We start from the raw sequence: 19635 nt of genomic DNA, 5'->3' as shown, positions 1-19635 counted from the left end.
TTTGGGTCGTGTCAGGCTGTGGTCAGCCTTCTCAGATTGAAAATGGGCTTGAGTTGCAGAGTGTTAGCCAGTTCATAATCCTAATCGCGCCGGCCAGCTTAAGCTTTCGAGACAACCGCTCGGGAGGCAACGATGACGCCCGGCTGGCTCATTTTCCCTGCGACTATCGCCTGTGTCTACTTCCTGGTCATTGTGAGTTTGATCATGCTTGGCGCTTGGTAGGCGGCTGAGGGAAGAGAATCTTGAAAGAGCGCGCTTTCAAGATTCGCCCATAGACCGACGCGAACTCATGTCGGTCGGAATTCGATCGGGTGCGGCCATGGATTGCGCGAATTGCGGCAGAGTCAACCCGGAGGGAACGAAGGTCTGCGGCGATTGCGGCGCGCCGCTGTTCTTTCGCTGCCCTGCGTGCGGGGGCGACAATCCGACAGGCAAGAACTTCTGTGGCGACTGCGGTGCCGCGCTCACGCCGACCGTACCGCCGCAAATGACGAGAGGGGCCGGCGCAGCGACGTCCATCGTGCCACCGGTCACGGAGCGCGCAGGCTTGTTGGCCGCACCAAGTTCTTCCGCCGAGCGTCGTCAGCTCACAGTGATGTTCTGCGATCTCGTCGGCTCGACGGCACTTGCGACAAAGCTCGATCCGGAAGATCTACGGGACATAATTGCTGAGTACCGCGATAGCGTAGCGGCGGTCGTCCGCAAATACGGTGGCACCGTCAGCCGTTACATCGGCGATGGCATGCTCATACTATTCGGTCATCCTTCAGCGCATGAGGACGATGCCGAACGCGCAGTGCGCGCTGCGCTTGAGATCGCCGCGACCAGGCACGCGCCGGGAGCCCCAGCCGAGTTCGAGCTGCGGGTTCGTCTTGGGCTCGCGACTGGCCTCGTCGTCGTAGGTGACCTTATCGGCAGCGAAGCGGCGGAGGCGCAGGCCGTGCTTGGCGAGACGCCGAACCTTGCCGCTCGACTGCAAGCGCTCGCCGAACCGGATGGGGTAGTCATCCCTGAGGACACGCGGCGGCTCATCGGCGGGCTCTTTGACTACGAGAATCTCGGCGCCGTGACGCTGAAGGGCTTCGCCGCACCGGTGCAAGCCTGGCGGGTGCTTCGTGAGGGAACAGCGGAGAGCCGGTTCGAGGCGTTGCACCCTTCGGTCCTCGCCCCGCTGGTTGGGCGTGAGGAAGACCTCGCGCGGTTGGAGCGGAGCTGGCGCCATGCGCGGGCGGGTACCGGTCAAGTCATGCTGCTTGTCGGCGAGGCGGGGATCGGCAAGTCGCGCCTCGTTGCGGCTCTTCAGGAGCGTATCGAGCGAGAGCCGCACACCTGCTTGCGCTACTTCTGCTCGCCTCATCATCAGGAAAGCGCGCTTTACCCCTTCATCGCACAACTCCAGCGAGCGGCTGGCTTCGATCGTGAGGACACGCCGACGACCAAGCTCGACAAACTTCGAGCGCTCCTGTCGCCTGCATTGTCGCCCAACGAGGACGCGGCGATCCTGGCGGAGTTTCTGTCGATCCCCAACGATAATCTATACTTACCGGTTACGAGTACGCCGCAACAAAAGAAGGAGAGAAGCTTCGCCGCTCTGGTTCGCCAGCTTGAAGCTCTCGCGCAAAGACGTCCAACCATGATCGTGTTCGAGGACATGCAATGGATCGATCCAAGCTCGCGCGAGCTGCTGGACCGAACCGTCGATCGCGTAGCAAGCCTGCCGGTTTTGGTCTTGATCACCTACCGCCCCGAGTTCCAGTTAGTATGGACCGGAAAGCCGCATGTCAGCTTGCTCGTGCTGAACCGGCTCGACCAGAATGCGGGCGCTGCGCTGATCCGGAGCGTGGCAGGTGGCCAGACGCTGCCGACCGAAATCGTCAATGAAATTGCTGAACGTACGGATGGTGTGCCGTTGTTCGTTGAGGAGTTGACCAAAGCGGTGCTCGAAACAAGCCCCCAGAGTATCGCGCGAGCGATCTCCTTCGCGCCGCTGCCCGGACTTGCCGTACCGGCCACGCTACATGCTTCGTTGATGGCGCGGCTCGACCGGATTGGGCCGATCGCCAAGGAGGTGGCACAAATCGGCGCAGCTATTGGCCGCGAGTTCTCCTATGATCTGCTGGCCTCGGTCGCACAGCGGTGCGACAACGAGTTGCGGGCGGCGCTTGACCGGCTGATCAATACCGGCCTCGTGTTTGGGAGTGTCGAGCCGCCCGACGCCAATTTCTTGTTCAAACATGCACTGGTCCAGGATGCGGCATACGGCACAATGTTGCGCGGCCAACGCCGCGAGCTGCACGCTCGGATCGCTGGCGCACTCGAGGAGAGGCTCGCTAGAGGCATCCAAGAGCAGCCGGAAATCCTCGCCCACCACTGCGGACATGCGGGTTTGGCCGAAAAGGCGGTTTCCTATTGGCAGGAGGCTGGTGAGCGTTCAAAGGCTCGATCGGCAATGACAGAAGCAATCGCGCAGATGCGAAAGGCGCTTGATTTGCTATCTCAACTGCCGGATGCTCCCGGGCGCCAGCGCACCGAAACTGAACTTCAACTCGCGCTCGGCGGTGCACTGATCGCCGCGAAGGGCCACGCGGCCGAAGAGACCGGCAGGGCCTACGCCCGGGCGCGTTGCCTCTGCGAGGCACTAAACGACACGCCGAATCTGCTCAAGGCACTCTGGGGCGAGTTCGTGCATTATCACGTCCGTGGTGAAACGGACCGATCGCATCGCATCGCCGAGAATTTGCTCGATTTGGCCGGGCGACAGAACGATGCGGCCATTCTTGTCGCCGGTCATCGGGCAGTCGGCGATAGCTGGCTTCATCGCGGACAATTGGCCTTGGCGCGCACCCATCTCGAGCGGGGGCTCGCCCTTTACGATCCGGCGCAGCAGCGCTCTCTGACGGCCCTGTTCGCAGAAAACGCCCGCGTGGCGATGCTTTCGTTCCTTTCGCTTACGTGTGGCCTTCTTGGCTTCGCCGATCAGGCGCGCGTGCAGAGCAGTGACGCCCTGGCAGAGGCCCGCGATTCGTCGCACCCGATCAGCCTCGCATTCGCGCTGAGCGTTGCCTGCCGGTTGCATTTCGTGCTCGAAGACGCGGGCATGGTTGGGCAACGGGCGGACGAGCTGGTTGCGCTCACCACCGAGCAGCGCTTTGCCTTCTTTCTCGCGATGGGGACGGCATATCGCGGCTGGACGCTGGCCGAAGCCGGCGACCCCGAGGCCGGGGTGGACTTACTGCGGCGCGGCATCGAGGGATTCCAGGCGTCCGGCGCAGCATGGACTCTTCCGTTCTACCTTGCGCAGCTCGCAGCAGCCGAGGCAAAGAGAGCACGATATGAAACGGGGCTCGGCCAACTCTCCGACGCCTTGGCACTAACCCAGAAATCGGGGGTGCGGTGGTTCGAGGCCGAGCTGCATCGGCGCCGAGGCGAGTTGATGCTAAGGGCTCGGCCAGGCGCGGAGGCCGATGCGGAGACCGAGTTTCGCCACGCCATTGCGATCGCTCATCAGCAGGAGGCGAAACTCTGGGAACTTCGCTCCGCCGTCAGTCTCGCCCGGCTCTGGCGTGATCAGGACAGGGGTGATGAAGCACGCGGTCTTCTCGCGCCGGTCTACGGTTGGTTCAACGAGGGCTTCGACGTTCGCGACTTGAAGGAAAGCAAGGCGCTGCTGGAAGAACTCTGAGTGTAACGTGGAGCTTGTCGTAAGCGCGCTCCATTGGAGCTCCGTAACGTTCTCGGGTTTCGCGACTCCGCTGCACCCTAAAGACACGTAAGGGCAACGGTGACCTGCTCGGCGCCGTCAATTCTCGGGTTGGCCCCGTCGCTCCGGTTCGCAGCTGGAGTTGGTCCGCGCTGCTGGTCGCGCTTCGGGTTATTCGCATGACCTCTCCCGGCTTCGCACTTTGTGCTGACCCTTTCCGGTCCGGATCAGGTACTCGACCGCAACCACTGCGAAAAGACCCGAATGGTCCGCGCGCGCGGGTGGCTTGGCCTGCTGACCACATAAAAGCTGTAGCCGGGTAGGTTCAACGAGAATGCCTTCACGAGCGTGCCCGCGGCGAGGTCGTGTGCCACGAGCACATCACTGAAGATCCCGACGCCCTGCCCACTGATCACCGCCTCGATGGCGTGCAGTTCTTCCCGGAAACTCAAGTGCTGCAGGTCCTTGTATTGGGGCACCTCGCGCCACCGGCGCTGGGCCAAACCGAGCCATCTCTGCCACGTCGGTGGCTCACGATCGGCCGGCGACCAATAGGAGTGGATCAGAACGTGCTTTGCGAGGTCGACTGGTCTCTTCAGCCGTCCGGTTGAAAGCAAATCCGGATTGCAGATCGGCCAGAACGTATCGCTGAAGAGTTCATCGACGATTCCGTCTGTCGGCGGTACGCGGCTGGTCGCATAACGGATGGCAACGTCACTGTCTCCGGCCTGCAGATCGAGCACCGTGTCAGTGCCGATCACTTCCAATGGCACGTCAGGATGCAACTTCCGCCACAGGGGCAGGCGGGGCACGAGCCAGCGGCTAGCGAAGGCGTTGGTCGTCGTAACCCGGAGCGGCTGCTCGTCACCTTCCTGCTTGAGGGACGCAATGGCAGCGGCAAACGCCTCGAGTCCGCCGCGAATGGCGGGAAACAGCCGCGCGCCGGCATCGGTCAACGAAAGAGGGCGTGGTCTGCGCCGGAATAGGGCGCGGCCGCAATACTGCTCGAGCAATCCGATCTGGTGGCTGATCGCGGTCGGCGTGACGCCGAGTTCTGCCGCGGCTTTCTTGAAGCTCAGATGACGCGCGGCAGCCTCAAAAGCGCGGAGCTCGATCAGGGGCGGCAGCTTGTGCATGCGGCGAGTGTAGGTGAAATCAGTTCATCGTCACCTGAATTCTTCGGATTTGCTCTGAGACAGCCCGCGATCGAGGATGTGGCGGGCCAAGCTAGGGAGCTCGTGTCATGTCCATCGCATCTGTTGCCAGCGCTGCCGCCGAACTTAGCGCCTCCTTTGGAGGAGAACTGCTCAAGCCAGCGGACGAGGGCTACGACGAGGCGCGCAAGGTTCACAATGGGCTGGTCGACAAACGGCCAGCATTGATTGCCAGATGTCGCAGTGCGGCTGATGTCGTGGATGCCGTGGCACTTGCGACCAAGCTCGGCCTCGAGGTCGCGGTTCGCGGCGGCGGCCACAATGTGGCCGGGCGCGCAACCATCGACGGCGGGATCATGATCGACCTCTCACCCATGAAGGGGGTCCGGGTCGACGCGATCGGCAAGACCGTATGGGCGCAGGGCGGGGTCACCTGGGGCGAGCTCAATCGAGAAACGCAGCTTCACGGACTTGCGGTGACCGGCGGCGTGGTCTCGACCACCGGCATCGCGGGCCTGACGCTCGGCGGAGGACTGGGCTGGCTGATGGGCAAGTACGGCCTCGCGTTGGATAATCTGCGGGCTGTCGAACTCGTCACCGCCGATGGCAAGGTTGTGCGGGCCAGCAAGCAAGAGCAGCCGGATCTATTTTGGGCCGTGCGCGGCGGCGGCGGAAACTTCGGGATTGCCACCAGTCTTGAATACGACCTCCATACGGTAGGGCCGATCATCACCGGCGGCCCGATCGTTCACCCTATCGAGCGTTCCCGCGACGTGCTGGAATTTTTCCGGACCAGCACGCGATCGCTCACGGACGAGCACATGCTGTTCGCATCCCTGACCCATGCGCCCGACGGGTCCGGCAGGGAGGTCGCGGCGCTGGTTACCAGCCACTGCGGTCCAGTCGCCGAGGCCGAACGAGCGATGCAGCCGCTGAAACAGTTCGGGCCTCCCATTCTGGATGCGGTCGGACCGATGACCTATTGCGAGCTCAACCGCATGCTCGACGCCAACTATCCGAAAGGCGCGTTCAACTATTGGAAGTCGAACCTCCTCACGGAGCTGAGCGATGGTGCGATCGCGACGATGATCGAATGCTTCGCCCGCTGCCCGACTCCGATGGGGCAGCTGCTGCTCGAGCACATCCACGGTGCCGCGGCCCGCGTGGGTGCCGGGGATACGGCATTTGTGCATCGGCAGGAGGGCTACAATTTCCTGATCCTCGCGCAATGGACGCAGACCAGCGATACCAGCCGCAGCATCTCGTGGGCACGCGCAACCTATGAAAGGATGCGGCCCTTCTTTGCCTCAGGACGCTATGTCAATTATCTCGACGACGATGAGACAGGCGATCCGGTTGCCGCTGCTTATGGGCGGAACTACAGGCGCCTGCAGCAGATCAAAGCGAAATACGACCCTACGAACTTCTTCCGGATGAACCAGAACATCCGGCCGCTCGCCTGATTGCCGGCTGACGATTTCTCGCTCTCATCAAGATGTGAGTAGAAACTAAGCCGCGACCCGATGCATCGTGGGCGGGGCGAGCTGACGCCCGGGAGGGACTAGAGAATGGCGGTCGTGTGCAGGCCCGCTCGCATCGACGACTTGAAGCAGGCCGATGACATCGTGGTCGCCAGCATCAATGAGCTAACCGAACGGCGGGGGTTCGGGAAGATGGCATCCTCTCGTCCGCCGAATTTTCAGGCCTTCTCGCTCGCGGATGATCCCGAGGGCTTATGGGTGGCCGATGACGACGGAGAAATAGTCGGCTTCGCGTGGAGTTGGGTCTGTGGCGAGCTTTGGTTCCTGGCCCAATTGTTCGTCGCGCCTGATCGTCAGAGCGACGGCATCGGCAATCAACTCATCAACAAGGCATTCGCGCATGCAGAAATGCGCGGAGCACCCATCAAGGCACTGATCACCTTCACGTTCAACAACGTATCTCAAGGCCTCTACATCCGCCACGGACTGTTCCCGCGCTTTCCGATCTACATGGTCAGCGTCCCTCGTGACCGCCTGGCGCCACGGTTGGCTGCGCCGCGGCTCCGTCTTGAATCTCTCACGGCCGACGCGATCCCATACGACAGGCTGGCGCAGATCGATGTCAGCGCAGTCGGCGTTTCCAGGGAGAAGCATCATCGATTTCTCCTTGGCGACAGCACGACGCGCGGATTCACCATCCACGCCGGCAATGAGTGCGTCGGGTATGTCTACATTTCGGGTGGACACATTGGTCCGCTTGCAGTCCACAGGCCAGATCTGGTTGAGTCCGCTTTCGCCGCTGCGTTGTCGTTCGCGGCACAGAGCGATTGTCCGGCCATTTCGGCTTTTGTGCCGGGCGTGAGCGAGCCGGCGCTCAAGGCGGCAATCGACCACGGGATGCGGCTGACGTTCCCGATGCTGCTGATGTCAAATCGACCATTCGGAGATTGGGGTAGCTATTTCCCGCGCAATCCGGGTTTCATGTAGGGGATTCAACCGAGAAGGTCGACGTTGCGGGGCAGGCCGGAAGGCACGGAATGATGGCTGGATCGGCGCTCGTCACGGGCCGATCATGCTCTAGCCCTACCGGGGACGCGGGCTGCGGCCTGGAGGGGACGGCCGCTGCACATATGGGTTTTCCAGGCACATCGCCGAACGGCCCGCCGCGCTGGCTCTGCATTCGTCAAATGAACGATACTGGCAAGAGATGTAGGTGCCGCCGCCCCATTCCCACTCCTGCAGACATACCGGAAAATTGCCGCCGAACCGCTGCGCTGCCGCTGGACCGGGCGCGGACATGGTGATCAGGACGAAGAGCAGACAGGCAAGCGCGCGCATCATGATCAGCGCGGCCGCTGCGGAGCGTGCTGCTTGAACCTCACGCGCGGGTTCACATCGCAATAGGTGTTCGACCGCCCGGATGCCGACGCCAGGCACTGTTCCCGCGTCGAATACATGCAGTCTCCGGAAGCGCCGAGCCCTCCGCCAAAAACGCACCAGGGATAGTCATACTGAGCGTTTGCTGCGGAAGAAAATCCGATGACCATAACGACAATGAGCAGAGCGATGCGCATGCGATTCTCCCATCAAGTCAGTTGAGCGGCAACGCAAGAGGTTCGCTCCGAAAGATAGCCGCTTGACGATGCTGGCTCAACAACCACGACTCAAGCGAGTTCCTCTCGTCACGCCGGAGTGTCCCTGGTGTGATCTCGCAGAGCCGGTCCGGATTTGCTTCGCTGCGCTAAGCAGCGCAGCGCTGGGTAGCAGGGTACATGAGCAGGGACATGCGAGCCGAAACGACAACGGGGCCCGCAAGGGCCCCGCAAAAAAACCTTAGCGCGCTACGCCGCGATCTTACTTGATCTTGGCTTCGCGGAATTCGACGTGCTTGCGCGCGACCGGGTCGTACTTCTTCTTGACTAGCTTGTCGGTCATGGTGCGCGAATTCTTCTTGGCAACGTAGTAGAAGCCGGTGTCGGCCGAGGACACGAGCTTGACCTTGATGGTGACCGCTTTGGCCATGTTCTGAACCTCAGAATATCAGGGGAATCTGGAGCCGGCCAAACGGCCCGCGTTGGCCGGCAACCTAGTCAGAAACGGCGGGAAGTCAAGGTTTCAGGCGGCGGAAACCGCTCAAATCGGGCCCATTAGGCCTCAAAGAACCGGTTTTTCGGCCGCGGCAGGCCCAGATTCTCCCTCAAAGTGGGCCCTTCGTACTCTTTGCGGAAAATCCCGCGCTTCTGCAGCTCCGGGACCACCTTGTCGACGAAATCGTCGAGACCGGCAGGCAGGAACGGGAACATGATGTTGAAGCCGTCGGAGCCGCGTCCGACCAGCCATTCCTCCATCTGGTCGGCGATGGTCTTGGCGGTGCCGACGAAGGACAGGCCGCCATAGCCGCCGACGCGCTGGGCGAGCTGGCGCACGGTGAGCTTCTCACGGGCGGCGAGATCGACCAGGCGCTGCCGGCCGCTCTTGCTGGCATTGGTCTCGGGGATTTCGGGAAGCGGCCCATCGGGATCAAAGCCGGAGGCATCGGTGCCGAGGATGACGGAGAGCGAGGCAATGGCGCTGTCGTAATGCACGCGGCTGTCGAGCAAAGCGCGCTTCTCCTTGGCCTCATCCACGCTGTCGCCCACGACGACGAAGGCGCCGGGGAGGATCTTCAGGTGCTCGGGGTCGCGGCCGATCTTCTCCATGCGGCCCTTGATGTCGGCATAGAGTTTCTGGCCGTCGGCGAGGCTGCCGCCGCCGGTGAACACTGCTTCCGCGGTCTCGGCGGCGAGCTGCTTGCCGTCGTCGGAGGCGCCGGCCTGCACGATCAGGGGCCAGCCTTGCACGGGGCGGGCGATGTTGAGGGGGCCGCGCACTTTGAAGTATTTGCCCTTGTGGTCGAGGGTGTGCATCCTGGCGGGATCGAAGAACAGGCCGCTCTCGACGTCGCGCATGAAGGCATCGTCGGCGAAGGAGTCCCAGAGGCCGGTGACGACGTCGTAGAACTCGCGGGCGCGCTTGTAGCGCTCGGCGTGCTCCATGTGATCGTCGAGGCCGAAATTCAGCGCCGCGTCCGGGTTCGAGGTGGTGACGATGTTCCAGCCGGCGCGGCCGCCGCTGAGATGGTCGAGCGAGGCGAAGCGGCGCGCGACGTGATAGGGCTCGTCGAACGTGGTCGAGCCGGTCGCGATCAGGCCGATGCGCTCGGTCACGGCTGACAAAGCCGACAGCAGCGTGAACGGCTCGAACGAGGTTACGGTGTGGCTGCGCTTCAGCGCGTTGATCGGCATGTTCAGGACGGCGAGGTGATCGGCCATGAAGAAGGCGTCGAACTTGCCGGCCTCGAGCTTTCGGATCAGCGTCTTGATGTGCGAGAAGTTGAAATTGGCGTCGGGCCAGGCCCCGGGATAGCGCCAGGCGCCGGTGTGGATGCTGATCGGGCGCATGAACGCGCCAAGCTTGAGTTGCCTTTGTGCCATCGCCCGGTGTCCGTTCTTGGTGACGCTCGCAAAGACATAGGCATGAGTGGAAACTCCGCCATTGGGGGAGGCGGGAAGAATTTTTTGTTTTTCGTAGCTCTCTCAGCACGTCATTCCGCGGCGACGCGGAGCGGCGAGCCCGGAATCCATAACCACCATCCGGAGTATGGATTCCGGGCTCGCGCCAAGAGGCGCACCCCGGAATGACGGAGGATAGACTTGATCGAACTACGCCCCAGCGCGCCAACTAGCTCAAAACGTCCTTCTGCATCTTGCCGGCGTAGAAGTGGAAGAACGGCACCGGCGCGTCGTGACGGAGCGGGCCGGTGGCGAGGCGGGTGTCGAGCTCGTTGAGCACGTTGCGCGTCATCGGATGCAGATCGGCGAGCGGTTTTGAGCCGAGCTCGACCCAGACCAATTCGACCAGCTCCGCATCGGCATGGATCACGCCTTCGACGCGGTGGGTGATCGCAGAGGCATCGGCGGTGAAGAAACGCGTGTCGAAGCGCTTGACGCGGCCGGGCGGGGTGATCGCGCGCGCGATCAGGAACAGGCTGGAGGGATCAGGCAGCAGGCCCGCATCCGCGAACGGCTGCCAGGGACCTTCGAGCTTCGGCACTTTGCCTTCGGCCTTGCGGCCGAGGCAGAGGCCGGTCTCCTCGCAGGCTTCGCGGATGGCGGCAATGGCGAGCGATTTCGCGCGCGAGGCCGGCGTCTTCGGGCTGCCCTTGGCGAGATTGGCTTCCAGTTCGGCGGTGATGGGCGCAGCGCAGGGCACGCGATAATCGGCCTTGTCGACGCGCCCACCCGGGAAGACGAATTTTCCCGGCATGAACACCACCTTGTCGTGGCGCTTGCCGACCAGCACTTTCGGAATGGCGCCGCTGCGGTCGACCAGGATCAGCGTCGCCGCATCCTTCGGGCGGAAGTAAGGATGATGATCGGCTTCCTTCTCCTCGTGAACCCTGGTCTTCTCCTCGGCCTGCGAAATATCGGTCATGTCCTCACCCGAACTGTTCTTTTACGTGTTTACACAGGCGGAATACCATCGGGAGGGTTGTCGTCAAACCCGTGCATGCGCAGAGCCCATTGCAAGCCGACCACAGCTCCCTTCACGGGCTGCAGCAGCGCGAGCGAGGCGACGAAGGTGAAGGGCAGATAGGCTGCGAAGCTGAGCCAGACCGGCGTCGAATAATTGGTCTCGATCCAGAGGATGGCCGGCACCACGATGTGGCCGACGATGACGATGACGAGATAGGCAGGCAGATCGTCGGCGCGATGCGGGGTGAAGTCGAGGCCGCATTTGGCGCAATGGTCGGCGGTCTTCAGGAAGGCGCGGAACAGCTTGCCTTCGCCGCAGCGCGGGCAGCGGCCGCGGAAGCCGCGCTTCATTGCTGACCAGACGTCGCGCTTCTCGACGAGACCGTTCTCGCGCGTCCAGATCTTTGGTGCCGTGCTCATCGTCACCATGCCTTGCCCTTCTTGCCCTTACCCTTGTTCTTTCCTTTGGCCTTCCTTCCCTTGCCGGACTTTTTCTTCTCCGGCTTGCGTTTTCGCTCCGGGCTGCGTCCGGGCTGCGGCTTGGACGATTTGCGCTGCGGACGGAGCGGCCTGCGCTGGCGCGGGCCGCTGTCGGTCTCGAACGACAGCAGCTCGAAACGCAGCGCGCCCGCGATGGGAGCGGCCTCGATCAGACGGACGTCGACGACGTCGCCGAGCTGGTACATGGTGCCGCTGCGCGTGCCGACGAGGGCATGGCGGCTTTCGTCATAGTTGAAATATTCCGTGCCGAGGGATCGGATCGGGATCAGCCCGTCAGCGCCGGTCTCGCTGAGCTTCACGAACAGGCCGGCGCGGGTGACGCCGGAGACGCGGCCCTGGAAGCTGGCGCCGATGCGGTCGGCGAGGTGATGGGCGATCAGGCGGTCGACGGTCTCGCGCTCCGCCTTCATGGCGCGCCGCTCGGTCAGCGAGATATGCGCGGCGACTTCGCTCAAGCTTTCCGGCGTCTCGCTGTCGGGCAGGGCGCCTTCGCCAAGGCCAAGCGCACGCACCAGCGCGCGGTGCACGACGAGGTCGGCATAGCGGCGGATCGGCGAGGTGAAATGCGCATAGCGGCGCAGGTTCAGGCCGAAGTGACCGTAATTCTCTGAGGAATATTCGGCCTGCGCCTGCGCGCGCAGCACGACCTCGCTCACCAGCGGGTAATAGTCGTGGCCTTCGAGCTGGGCCAGCACGCGGTTGAACGTGGTGGGGCGCAGCGCGCCGGACTTGGCGAAGGGAACGTCCAGTGTCTCCAGGAATTCCGCGAGCGCGTGAACCTTCTCCAAGGTCGGCTCGTCGTGCACGCGGTAGATCAGCGGCAGCGATTTCTTCTCCAATGTCTCCGCTGCGGCGACGTTGGCGAGGATCATGAACTCCTCGATCAGCTTGTGCGCATCGAGACGCTCGGGGACCACGACGCGATCCACGGTGCCGTCGCTCTTCAGGAGGATCTTGCGCTCGGGCAGATCGAGATTGAGCGGATCACGCTCGTCACGCGCGCGCTTGGCGCAGGCATAGGCGGCATGGAGCGGCCTCAGGATCGGATCGAGCAGGGGGCCGGTGGTGTCATCAGGCCGGCCGTCGATCGCGGCCTGCGCCTGCGCGTAAGCGAGCTTGGCGGCCGACCGCATCAGGATGCGATGAAAACTGTGCGAGCGCTTGCGGCCGTCGGGGCCGAGCACCATGCGCACCGCCAGCGCGCCGCGCGGCTCGCCGGGCACCAGCGAGCAGAGATTGTTGGAGATGCGCTCGGGCAGCATCGGCACGACGCGGTCCGGGAAATAGACCGAGTTGCCGCGGTCGAGCGCGTCGCGGTCGAGCGCCGTGCCCGGCCGCACGTAGAAGCTGACATCGGCGATGGCGACGTTGACGATGAAGCCGCCCTTGTTGTTGGGATCCGGATCGGGCTCGGCATGCACCGCGTCGTCGTGATCCTTGGCGTCGGGCGGATCGATGGTGACGAGCGGGACGTCGCGCCAGTCCTCGCGGCCTTTCAGATTGGCGGGCTCTGCCGCTTCCGCCTCGCGCTCGGCGGCGGAGGAGAATTGCAAGGGGATGTCGTGGGCGTAGATCGCGATCAGGCTGATCGCCTTTTCCGACTTGACCGAGCCGAGCTTCTCTTTCACCCGGCCGGAGGCGAGGCCAAAGCCGCGGGTGCGGACGATGTCGACGCTGACGAGGTCGCCATCCTCAGCGCCGCCCGTATCGGTCCTCGCGATGTTCAGCTCGCGGTCGGCGAACTTCTTGTCGACGGGGACGAGCCGTCCGGCGCCCTCCGGCAGGCTGCGGAAGACGCCGAGGATGCGGCTCTTGGCCTTGTCGATGACCTTGATGATGCGGCCGCGATAGGCGGGACCTTCATCGTCATCGCTGCGTTCGACGCGCAGCAGCGCGCGGTCGCCGACGCCGGCGGCGGTGCCGGGCCTCGGCCGGCGCGGCATCTCGATGAGGATCTTTGGCGGCTCGCCGTTCTCGACCTCGTCCCATTCGGCGGGGGAGGCGATCAATTCGCCATCGGAGTCGCGGCCGGTGATGTCGGCGAGCAGCGTCGGCGGCAGCGCGTCCGGCTCGGAGACCTTGTGGCGCTTTTTCTTGATGATGCCGTCGTCGGCGAGCTCGCGCAGCATGCGCCTGAGCTCGGCGCGATCGGCGTTCTTCAGGCCGAACTCGCGTGCGATGTCGCGAGTCCCGACCTTTCCTGGATTTGCCTTGATGAAGGCGACGATGGCTTGCCTGTCGGGAAAGCCACGGTCTTTCTTTGGTTTCACTTAACCTCTAATTCTTGATCTCAGGTCTTGCCGGCACTCTTCTTGGCCGGAGCCTTGGTGGCGGCTGCCTTGGTCGGCGACGTCTTTGCGGTCGACGGCACGGCGGCGCGCGCCTTGCTGGTGGATTCGGATTTGGATTTGGCCGCGGCTTTCTTCGCAGCCGGCTTCTTCGGCTTCGGTGCGGCGTCCTCGCCGTCCGCAGCCTTCTCTGACGCTTTCTTGGCCTTGGCCGGCTTCGCCGCCTTCTTGGCCTTGCCGCCGCCCTTGCCGGCGCGCTCGTCGATCAGCGCGATCGCCTGCGGCAGCGTGATGGTGTCCTTCTCGAACTCGGCCGGGATCGTCGCGTTGACGCCGCCCGCGGTGACATAGGCGCCGTAACGGCCGCTCTTCACGGTGACGGTGCCAAGCGTCGGATGATCGCCGAGCGCCTTCCCGGGATCGGCGCCGAAGCGGCGGCTCGGACCCTTGGCAACCTTCTCCGCGATCAGCGTCACCGCACGATTGAGGCCGATGTCGAACACCTCGTCGCCGGCCTCTAAGCTCGCATAGGTCTTCTCGTGCTTCACGAACGGTCCGAAGCGGCCGAGGCCCGCGGTGATCGGCTGGCCGGTCTCCGGATGCTTGCCGATCTCGCGCGGCAGCGACAGCAGCTTCAGCGCAAGCTCGAGATCGACGTCGCTGGGCGAGGTGCCCTTCGGAATGCCGGCGCGCTTGGGCTTCTCGCCTTCCTCATAATCCTTCTGCTCGCCGAGCTGGATATAGGGGCCAAAGCGGCCGGCCTTGACCCAGACATCGCGACCCGTGTCGGGATCCTGGCCGAGCGAACGGTCAGCAGTCGCCTCGCCATCGGCGGCGAGCTGACGGGTGTAGCGGCATTCCGGATAGTTCGAGCAGCCGACGAAGGCGCCGAACTTGCCGGCCTTGAGGTTCAGCCGGCCGGTGCCGCAGTTCGGGCACTGCCTGATATCGCCGCCATCGGCGCGGGGCGGATAGATGTGCTGGCCCAGCATGTCATCGAGCACGTCGAGCACCTGGGCGACGCGCAGCTCCTTGATGTCGTCGACGGCGCCGATGAAGCCGGTCCAAAAGTCCTTCAGAACCTGCTGCCAGGAGATCTCGTTGTTGGAGATACGGTCGAGCTGCTCTTCGAGGCTCGCCGTAAAGTCGTACTCGACATAGCGGGCAAAGAAGCTTTCGAGGAAGGCGACCACGACGCGGCCCTTGTCCTCGCCGTGCAGACGCTTCTTCTCCAGCTTGACGTAGCCGCGGTCCTTCAGGACCTGGAGGATCGAGGCATAGGTCGAGGGCCGGCCGATGCCGAGCTCCTCCATGCGCTTGACGAGCGATGCTTCCGAGAATCGCGGCGGCGGCTCGGTGAAATGCTGGGTGACGGACAGGCTCTGCCGTTTCACGGCCTCGCCCTGGCTCATCGCGGGCAGGCGGCGGGAATCCTCGTCCTCCTCGTCGTCGCGGCCTTCCTGGTAGAGCGCGAGGAAGCCGTCGAACTTGACGACCTGGCCGGTGGCGCGCAGCTCCAGCGTACGAGAGCCCGCCTTCGCCGTGATGTCGACGGTGGTCCGCTCGAGCTCGGCGGATTCCATCTGGCTCGCGATGGTGCGCTTCCAGATCAGCTCATACAGCTTGGCCTGATCGGCATCGAGCTTGCGGCTCATGCTGTCGGGGCGGCGCGAGAGGTCGGTCGGGCGGATCGCTTCGTGGGCTTCCTGGGCGTTCTTGGCCTTGGCCTGGTACTGGCGCGGGCTATCCGGCACGTAGGCGTTGCCGTAATCCTCGCCGATCACCTTGCGCGCCTGGGTGATCGCCTCGGGGGCGATCTGTACGCCGTCGGTACGCATATAAGTAATGAGTCCGGTGGTCTCGCCACCGATGTCGATGCCCTCATAAAGACGCTGGGCGATGCGCATCGTATGCGCCGGCGCAAAGCCGTATTTGCGGCTGGCTTCCTGCTGCAGCGTCGAGGTGGTGAAGGGCGCCTGCGGATTGCGACGGGCCGGCTTGGCATCGACCGCGGTGACGGCGTAAGTCGCCAGTTCCAGCGCCTTCTTAAAGTCTTCGGCTTCCGCGCCGGTGCCGATGTCGAGGCGCTGGATCTTCTTGCCGTCGGCGCCGACGAGGCGGGCCTCGAAGGCATCGCCCCGCGGGGTGAGCAGGGTCGCGATCAGCGACCAATATTCGCGGGCTACGAACTTCTCGATCTCGAGCTCGCGGTCGCAGACGAGGCGCAGCGCCACCGACTGCACGCGGCCGGCCGAGCGGGCGCCCGGCAGCTTGCGCCACAGCACGGGGGAGAGGGTGAAGCCGACCAGATAGTCGAGTGCGCGGCGCGCCATGTAGGCGTCGACCAGGGCGCCGTCGATCTCGCGCGGATGCTTCATCGCTTCCGAGACGGCCTGCTTGGTGATGGCGTTGAACACCACGCGCTCGATCTTCTGATCCTTCAGCGCGCGCTTCTCCTTCATCACCTCGAGCACGTGCCAGGAGATGGCCTCGCCCTCGCGATCGGGGTCGGTGGCGAGAATCAGGCGGTCGGCGCCCTTCAGCGACTTCGCGATATCGTTGAGCCGGCCGGCCGCCTTGGGGTCGACCTCCCAGATCATCTTGAAATTGGCGTCGGGATCGACGGAACCGTTCTTCGCCGGGAGATCGCGGACATGGCCGAACGAGGCCAGAACCTCATAGGACGAGCCCAGATATTTGTTGATCGTCTTGGCTTTCGCCGGCGACTCCACAATGACGATATTCATTTAGTTCCAGTGGCTTACGGGAAAATCTTGGGCCGAAAACGAAAGGACTCGGGTCGGCCGTTTCGACCCGAACATGGGTGGTGAGCGGCCCCCTGTCAAATCGTGGGGTGTTGAAAGGCGCCGCAATGGGAAAAGTTTCATATCGAAAAAGTTGCAGAATACCACCTTGGAGTTGCGGTTGATGTGGGCGTAATGTCCTGTCGGGGCATGGATTCGGGTGGGGTTCTGGTGACCAGGCCAGGAAAGAAACGGGCGCGCGCCGGATCCGGCGCGCCGGGGGGCACGCGTCACGAGGAACCGGGGGAGGGCGGTGCGGACGAGGCCGTGGCCTTCATCGCCGAGCAGACGGGGGCCTTACGCAAGCTGGCCGAGCGCCACAAGCTGGACGTGCTGCATTATCTCTTGGGCATGACCAAGCTCGAGGCCGACGAGCACCTGCGGCTACGGACCAAGCGCAAGCTGTCGTGAGAGTGGGCTCCCCGGTGATCGTGAGAGACTTGAGCGCCGCTCTCTCCCCCGTCATTGCGAGCGAAGCGAAGCAATCCAGAGTCTTGCCGCGGTGGGATTCTGGATTGCTTCGTCGCAAGGGCTCCTCGCAATGACGTCGTGGGGGCGGTGCCACAATCACGCCGACCGACGTCGCGACGACGGTCGTGGCTTCAGCGTGGTCTCCGCCGGCGTGAGCAGCCGCCCATCATCGGCGCGCATTTCCAGCTTCTTCACCGGACGGCCCTTCTCGCGATCGACCAGCATCGTCGCAATCTCCTCAGGGCGGTCGTCGAACTCCTCGCTCCACTGCCGCAGCGCGACCAGGATCGGGAAGGTGCCGCGGCCCTTCGGCGTCAGCACATATTCCTGATAGGCACTGCCGTCGGAGGCGGGGGCGGTTTCGAGAATGCCGTGGTCGACCAGCGATCGCAGCCGCGCCGCCAGGATGTTCTTGGCCATGCCGAGCTTGTTCTGAAACTCGCCGAAGCGGCGGACGCCGAACAGCGCCTCGCGGATGATCAAGAGCGACCACCAGTCGCCGAGCGCCTCCAGCGACCGCGCGATCGGGCAGGCATCACCCTCGAAGCTCGTCCGTTTCACCATCGTTCGTCCTTTCGCATTCACACGCCGCCAGCGCCGATCACGCGCTTGTGTGGTTGCATCATAAAACCAAATGGCCTAGATGGCAACTTAGTTTCATCATGCAACTACTGGAGGCGAGCGTGAGACTGAAGGACAAGACGGCGCTGATCACCGGCGGCAATAGCGGCATCGGGCTGGCAACGGCAAAACTGTTCGTGGCCGAAGGCGCCAAGGTGGTGATCACCGGGCGCAACAAGGAGACGCTGGCGGCGGCCGCGAAGGAGCTCGGGCCGAACGCGCTCGCGCTGCCAGCCGACGCGACGGACATCGCGGCGACGGAAGCTGCAATCAACCAGGGCGCGGAGAAATTCGGCAAGTTCGATATCGTGTTCGCCAATGCCGGCATCGCCGGCGGCACGCCGCTCGGCTCGGCCGCGCTCGAAGTGTTCGAAAAGGTGATCAGCACCAATTTGACCGGCGTGTTCTTCACCGTTCAATCCGCGCTGCCCCATCTCAACGACAACGCCTCGATCATCCTCAACGGCTCGGTAATCTCGGTGCTCGGCATTCCCGGCTACTCGGCCTATGGCGCGGCGAAGGCCGGCGTGCGGGCGATGGCGCGGATCATGGCTTCAGAACTGTCGCCGCACGGCATCCGCGTCAACGTGGTCGCGCCGGGTGCGATCCGCACCCCGATCTGGGGACCCGCGACCGCGACGCCCGAAGCCGAGAAGGCGTTCGAGAAGCGGATCGCGCTATCGACGCCGCTCGGCCGCATCGGCGAGACCGATCACGTTGCAAAGACGGTGCTGTTCCTCGCTTCCGATGATTCCGCACATGTGCAGGGCCAAGAAATCTTCGTCGATGGCGGCGCGGTGGCCTCGCCGAGCGGCGCGCCGATCTATCGCGGCTGATCAAATCAAGCGAATTTGCTCGGGCGCAACATTCGCGTTGCGCCCGAAGTGTTAGCCACGGCTAGGCTGCGCTCAGGCTTGTTGCCGATTGGAGCGCACCAGCGATCGCCTTCTCGCGGTGCTCCGGCCCGAGTTGGATACCGTCGGCCGGGATGAATTCGACGCTGGTGATACCCATGAAGCCGAACACCCAGCGCAGGTAGGTTTCGAGATGCTCGCCGGCTGCGTAAGGCGTCTCTGCGCCGTAGTGGCCGCCGCGCGAGATGGCCACGATCACGCGTTTGCTGCCGGCGAGTCCCTCCGGCCCGGCCGCGCCGTACCTAAAAGTCTTCCCCGCCACCAGGATGCGGTCGATCCAGGCCTTGAGCTGGCTCGGAATGGTGAAATTGTACATGGGCGCACCGATCACGACGATGTCGGCGGCCAGGAACTCCTCCAGCGCCGCGGCGCTTGCGGCAAGGTCCGGTCCGAGCTCCGCCGGCGCGGCGGCGCCTTGCGCGGCGGCGAGGTGCGAGCCGGAGAGGTGGGCGAGCGGCGTCTCGGTCAGGTCGCGGTAGACGACTTGAAGCGAGGGCGCCGCCTGCCGGAGCCGGTCGACGATGGCGGCGGAAACCTGCCGGCTGACGGAGTGGGGGCCGAGCACGCTGGAGTCGACATGGAGGAGTTTCATGTGGGGTCACCCTGGTATAAGTTTGTAACCAGCGCTACATGTGTGACTATCGAAATCCCCGCAAGAACGCACTTTTTTGAGCCATGGGCACATCATTGAAACCTGCGCACACCGAATTGCCCGCAACGCCGCGGCCAAATCCGAGACTGGATACCAGGCCCATGCCGGATCCCAACCATGCGGATTGCCGTGGGGTCGCCTCCGTGCTGTCCCGCGTCGGCGACAAATGGAGCGTGTTCGTCATCATGATGCTGAGCGACGGGCCAAAGCGCTTCAACGAGCTCAAGCGCATGATCAACGGCATCTCGCAGCGGATGTTGACCCTGACGCTGCGCGGCCTCGAGCGCGACGGCCTCGTTACGCGCACGATCTTTCCGACCATCCCGCCGCGGGTGGACTATGAGCTGACCGATCTCGGCCGCGGCCTGTCGCGCCCCGTCGAGGCGCTCGGCAAATGGGCGAAGGACCATCTGGATCAGATCGAGGCCGCGCGCACGAAGTTCGACCAGCGTAACGAGGGCTGAAGCGGAGAATGTTGCGAGGTCGATTTTACCCTCCCCTGGAGGGGGAGGGTCGATCGCGCGAAGCGCGAGCG

17 protein-coding genes are annotated in these 19635 nt (G+C 63.9%); 6 read left to right on the top strand and 11 right to left on the bottom strand.

Annotation, left to right across the window (positions count from 1 at the left end; all coding sequences use genetic code 11):
- The first annotated feature begins 289 nt into the window (after positions 1 to 289).
- A complete protein-coding gene (locus I6F21_RS31650; protein ID WP_225140127.1) occupies positions 290 to 3682 on the top strand; it encodes an adenylate/guanylate cyclase domain-containing protein in 3393 nt (1130 codons plus the stop codon).
- A 245-nt stretch (positions 3683 to 3927) separates the two neighbouring features.
- On the opposite strand, the gene I6F21_RS31645 is transcribed toward I6F21_RS31650, so the two are convergent.
- On the bottom strand, positions 3928 to 4836 hold the full coding sequence (locus I6F21_RS31645) for a LysR substrate-binding domain-containing protein (RefSeq protein WP_057029787.1): 909 nt from the start codon (positions 4834 to 4836) through the stop codon (positions 3928 to 3930).
- Positions 4837 to 4943: 107 nt separating this feature from the next.
- Between I6F21_RS31645 and I6F21_RS31640 the strand changes: the two genes are divergently transcribed.
- Positions 4944 to 6317, top strand: a complete 1374-nt coding sequence (locus I6F21_RS31640; RefSeq protein ID WP_225140126.1) for an FAD-binding oxidoreductase — start codon at positions 4944 to 4946, stop codon at positions 6315 to 6317.
- Between the two features lie 105 nt (positions 6318 to 6422).
- Positions 6423 to 7322 (top strand): GNAT family N-acetyltransferase, encoded by a 900-nt coding sequence (locus tag I6F21_RS31635; protein ID WP_225140125.1) that lies wholly within the window; start codon positions 6423 to 6425, stop codon positions 7320 to 7322.
- 96 nt (positions 7323 to 7418) lie between these two features.
- Here the strand turns inward: I6F21_RS31635 and I6F21_RS31630 are convergent, their stop codons facing one another.
- The 8 genes from I6F21_RS31630 to topA all read right to left on the bottom strand — a co-directional run bounded on the left by I6F21_RS31630 (position 7419) and on the right by topA (position 16385).
- Positions 7419 to 7673: a DUF3551 domain-containing protein gene (locus I6F21_RS31630; protein WP_081493750.1), complete on the bottom strand. Its 255-nt coding sequence runs from the start codon at positions 7671 to 7673 to the stop codon at positions 7419 to 7421.
- 5 nt (positions 7674 to 7678) lie between these two features.
- A complete protein-coding gene (locus I6F21_RS31625; protein WP_074448008.1) occupies positions 7679 to 7909 on the bottom strand; it encodes a DUF3551 domain-containing protein in 231 nt (76 codons plus the stop codon).
- 280 nt (positions 7910 to 8189) lie between these two features.
- On the bottom strand, positions 8190 to 8357 hold the full coding sequence (gene rpmG, locus I6F21_RS31620; protein ID WP_007603295.1) for a 50S ribosomal protein L33: 168 nt from the start codon (positions 8355 to 8357) through the stop codon (positions 8190 to 8192).
- Between the two features lie 125 nt (positions 8358 to 8482).
- Positions 8483 to 9808, bottom strand: a complete 1326-nt coding sequence (locus I6F21_RS31615) for an LLM class flavin-dependent oxidoreductase (RefSeq protein WP_225140124.1) — start codon at positions 9806 to 9808, stop codon at positions 8483 to 8485.
- 247 nt (positions 9809 to 10055) lie between these two features.
- Positions 10056 to 10808, bottom strand: coding sequence for an NUDIX domain-containing protein (locus I6F21_RS31610; protein ID WP_036015119.1), 753 nt, complete (start codon positions 10806 to 10808; stop codon positions 10056 to 10058).
- A 29-nt stretch (positions 10809 to 10837) separates the two neighbouring features.
- Positions 10838 to 11278 carry a DUF983 domain-containing protein gene (locus I6F21_RS31605; protein ID WP_036015117.1) on the bottom strand — a complete coding sequence of 147 codons (441 nt, stop codon included), beginning with the start codon at positions 11276 to 11278 and terminating at the stop codon, positions 10838 to 10840.
- Positions 11272 to 13620, bottom strand: coding sequence for a ribonuclease R (gene rnr / locus I6F21_RS31600; protein ID WP_225140123.1), 2349 nt, complete (start codon positions 13618 to 13620; stop codon positions 11272 to 11274). The genes I6F21_RS31605 and rnr overlap by 7 nt, the downstream gene beginning before the upstream one ends.
- Positions 13621 to 13640: 20 nt before the next feature.
- On the bottom strand, positions 13641 to 16385 hold the full coding sequence (gene topA, locus I6F21_RS31595) for a type I DNA topoisomerase (protein WP_036025557.1): 2745 nt from the start codon (positions 16383 to 16385) through the stop codon (positions 13641 to 13643).
- Between the two features lie 228 nt (positions 16386 to 16613).
- On the opposite strand from topA, the gene I6F21_RS31590 reads away from it, so the two are divergent.
- A complete protein-coding gene (locus I6F21_RS31590; RefSeq protein ID WP_036039304.1) occupies positions 16614 to 16853 on the top strand; it encodes a hypothetical protein in 240 nt (79 codons plus the stop codon).
- A gap of 156 nt (positions 16854 to 17009) precedes the next feature.
- On the opposite strand, the gene I6F21_RS31585 is transcribed toward I6F21_RS31590, so the two are convergent.
- Positions 17010 to 17477: a helix-turn-helix domain-containing protein gene (locus I6F21_RS31585; protein ID WP_109143504.1), complete on the bottom strand. Its 468-nt coding sequence runs from the start codon at positions 17475 to 17477 to the stop codon at positions 17010 to 17012.
- 119 nt (positions 17478 to 17596) lie between these two features.
- Between I6F21_RS31585 and I6F21_RS31580 the strand changes: the two genes are divergently transcribed.
- The gene (locus I6F21_RS31580) at positions 17597 to 18370 is read left to right on the top strand and encodes an SDR family oxidoreductase (RefSeq protein WP_225140122.1); all 774 of its coding nucleotides are present in this window, start codon (positions 17597 to 17599) and stop codon (positions 18368 to 18370) included.
- Positions 18371 to 18431: 61 nt separating this feature from the next.
- Here the strand turns inward: I6F21_RS31580 and I6F21_RS31575 are convergent, their stop codons facing one another.
- Positions 18432 to 19040 carry an NAD(P)H-dependent oxidoreductase gene (locus I6F21_RS31575; RefSeq protein WP_225140121.1) on the bottom strand — a complete coding sequence of 203 codons (609 nt, stop codon included), beginning with the start codon at positions 19038 to 19040 and terminating at the stop codon, positions 18432 to 18434.
- Positions 19041 to 19123: 83 nt separating this feature from the next.
- Between I6F21_RS31575 and I6F21_RS31570 the strand changes: the two genes are divergently transcribed.
- Positions 19124 to 19564, top strand: a complete 441-nt coding sequence (locus I6F21_RS31570) for a helix-turn-helix domain-containing protein (protein ID WP_225140120.1) — start codon at positions 19124 to 19126, stop codon at positions 19562 to 19564.
- Positions 19565 to 19635 lie beyond the last annotated feature (71 nt).

Origin of the sequence: Bradyrhizobium sp. NBAIM03 (assembly GCF_020194055.1) — a bacterium.
In the GTDB taxonomy this organism is placed as follows: Bacteria; Pseudomonadota; Alphaproteobacteria; order Rhizobiales; family Xanthobacteraceae; genus Bradyrhizobium; species Bradyrhizobium yuanmingense.
Note: the sequence above shows the minus strand (reverse complement) of the source record. Positions and strands in the feature narration are given on the sequence as shown.

Bases quoted from the DNA above. Each gene is read 5' to 3' on its own strand.
- I6F21_RS31585 (WP_109143504.1), bottom strand. From the start codon at position 17,477: ATGGTGAAACGGACGAGCTTCGAGGGTGATGCCTGCCCGATCGCGCGG.
- I6F21_RS31610 (WP_036015119.1), bottom strand. From the start codon at position 10,808: ATGACCGATATTTCGCAGGCCGAGGAGAAGACCAGGGTTCACGAGGAG.
- rpmG (WP_007603295.1), bottom strand. From the start codon at position 8,357: ATGGCCAAAGCGGTCACCATCAAGGTCAAGCTCGTGTCCTCGGCCGAC.
- topA (WP_036025557.1), bottom strand. From the start codon at position 16,385: ATGAATATCGTCATTGTGGAGTCGCCGGCGAAAGCCAAGACGATCAAC.
- I6F21_RS31625 (WP_074448008.1), bottom strand. From the start codon at position 7,909: ATGCGCATCGCTCTGCTCATTGTCGTTATGGTCATCGGATTTTCTTCC.
- I6F21_RS31570 (WP_225140120.1), top strand. From the start codon at position 19,124: ATGGGCACATCATTGAAACCTGCGCACACCGAATTGCCCGCAACGCCG.
- I6F21_RS31645 (WP_057029787.1), bottom strand. From the start codon at position 4,836: ATGCACAAGCTGCCGCCCCTGATCGAGCTCCGCGCTTTTGAGGCTGCC.
- I6F21_RS31575 (WP_225140121.1), bottom strand. From the start codon at position 19,040: ATGAAACTCCTCCATGTCGACTCCAGCGTGCTCGGCCCCCACTCCGTC.
- I6F21_RS31615 (WP_225140124.1), bottom strand. From the start codon at position 9,808: ATGGCACAAAGGCAACTCAAGCTTGGCGCGTTCATGCGCCCGATCAGC.
- I6F21_RS31630 (WP_081493750.1), bottom strand. From the start codon at position 7,673: ATGCGCGCGCTTGCCTGTCTGCTCTTCGTCCTGATCACCATGTCCGCG.
- I6F21_RS31650 (WP_225140127.1), top strand. From the start codon at position 290: ATGTCGGTCGGAATTCGATCGGGTGCGGCCATGGATTGCGCGAATTGC.
- I6F21_RS31635 (WP_225140125.1), top strand. From the start codon at position 6,423: ATGGCGGTCGTGTGCAGGCCCGCTCGCATCGACGACTTGAAGCAGGCC.
- I6F21_RS31640 (WP_225140126.1), top strand. From the start codon at position 4,944: ATGTCCATCGCATCTGTTGCCAGCGCTGCCGCCGAACTTAGCGCCTCC.
- I6F21_RS31605 (WP_036015117.1), bottom strand. From the start codon at position 11,278: ATGGTGACGATGAGCACGGCACCAAAGATCTGGACGCGCGAGAACGGT.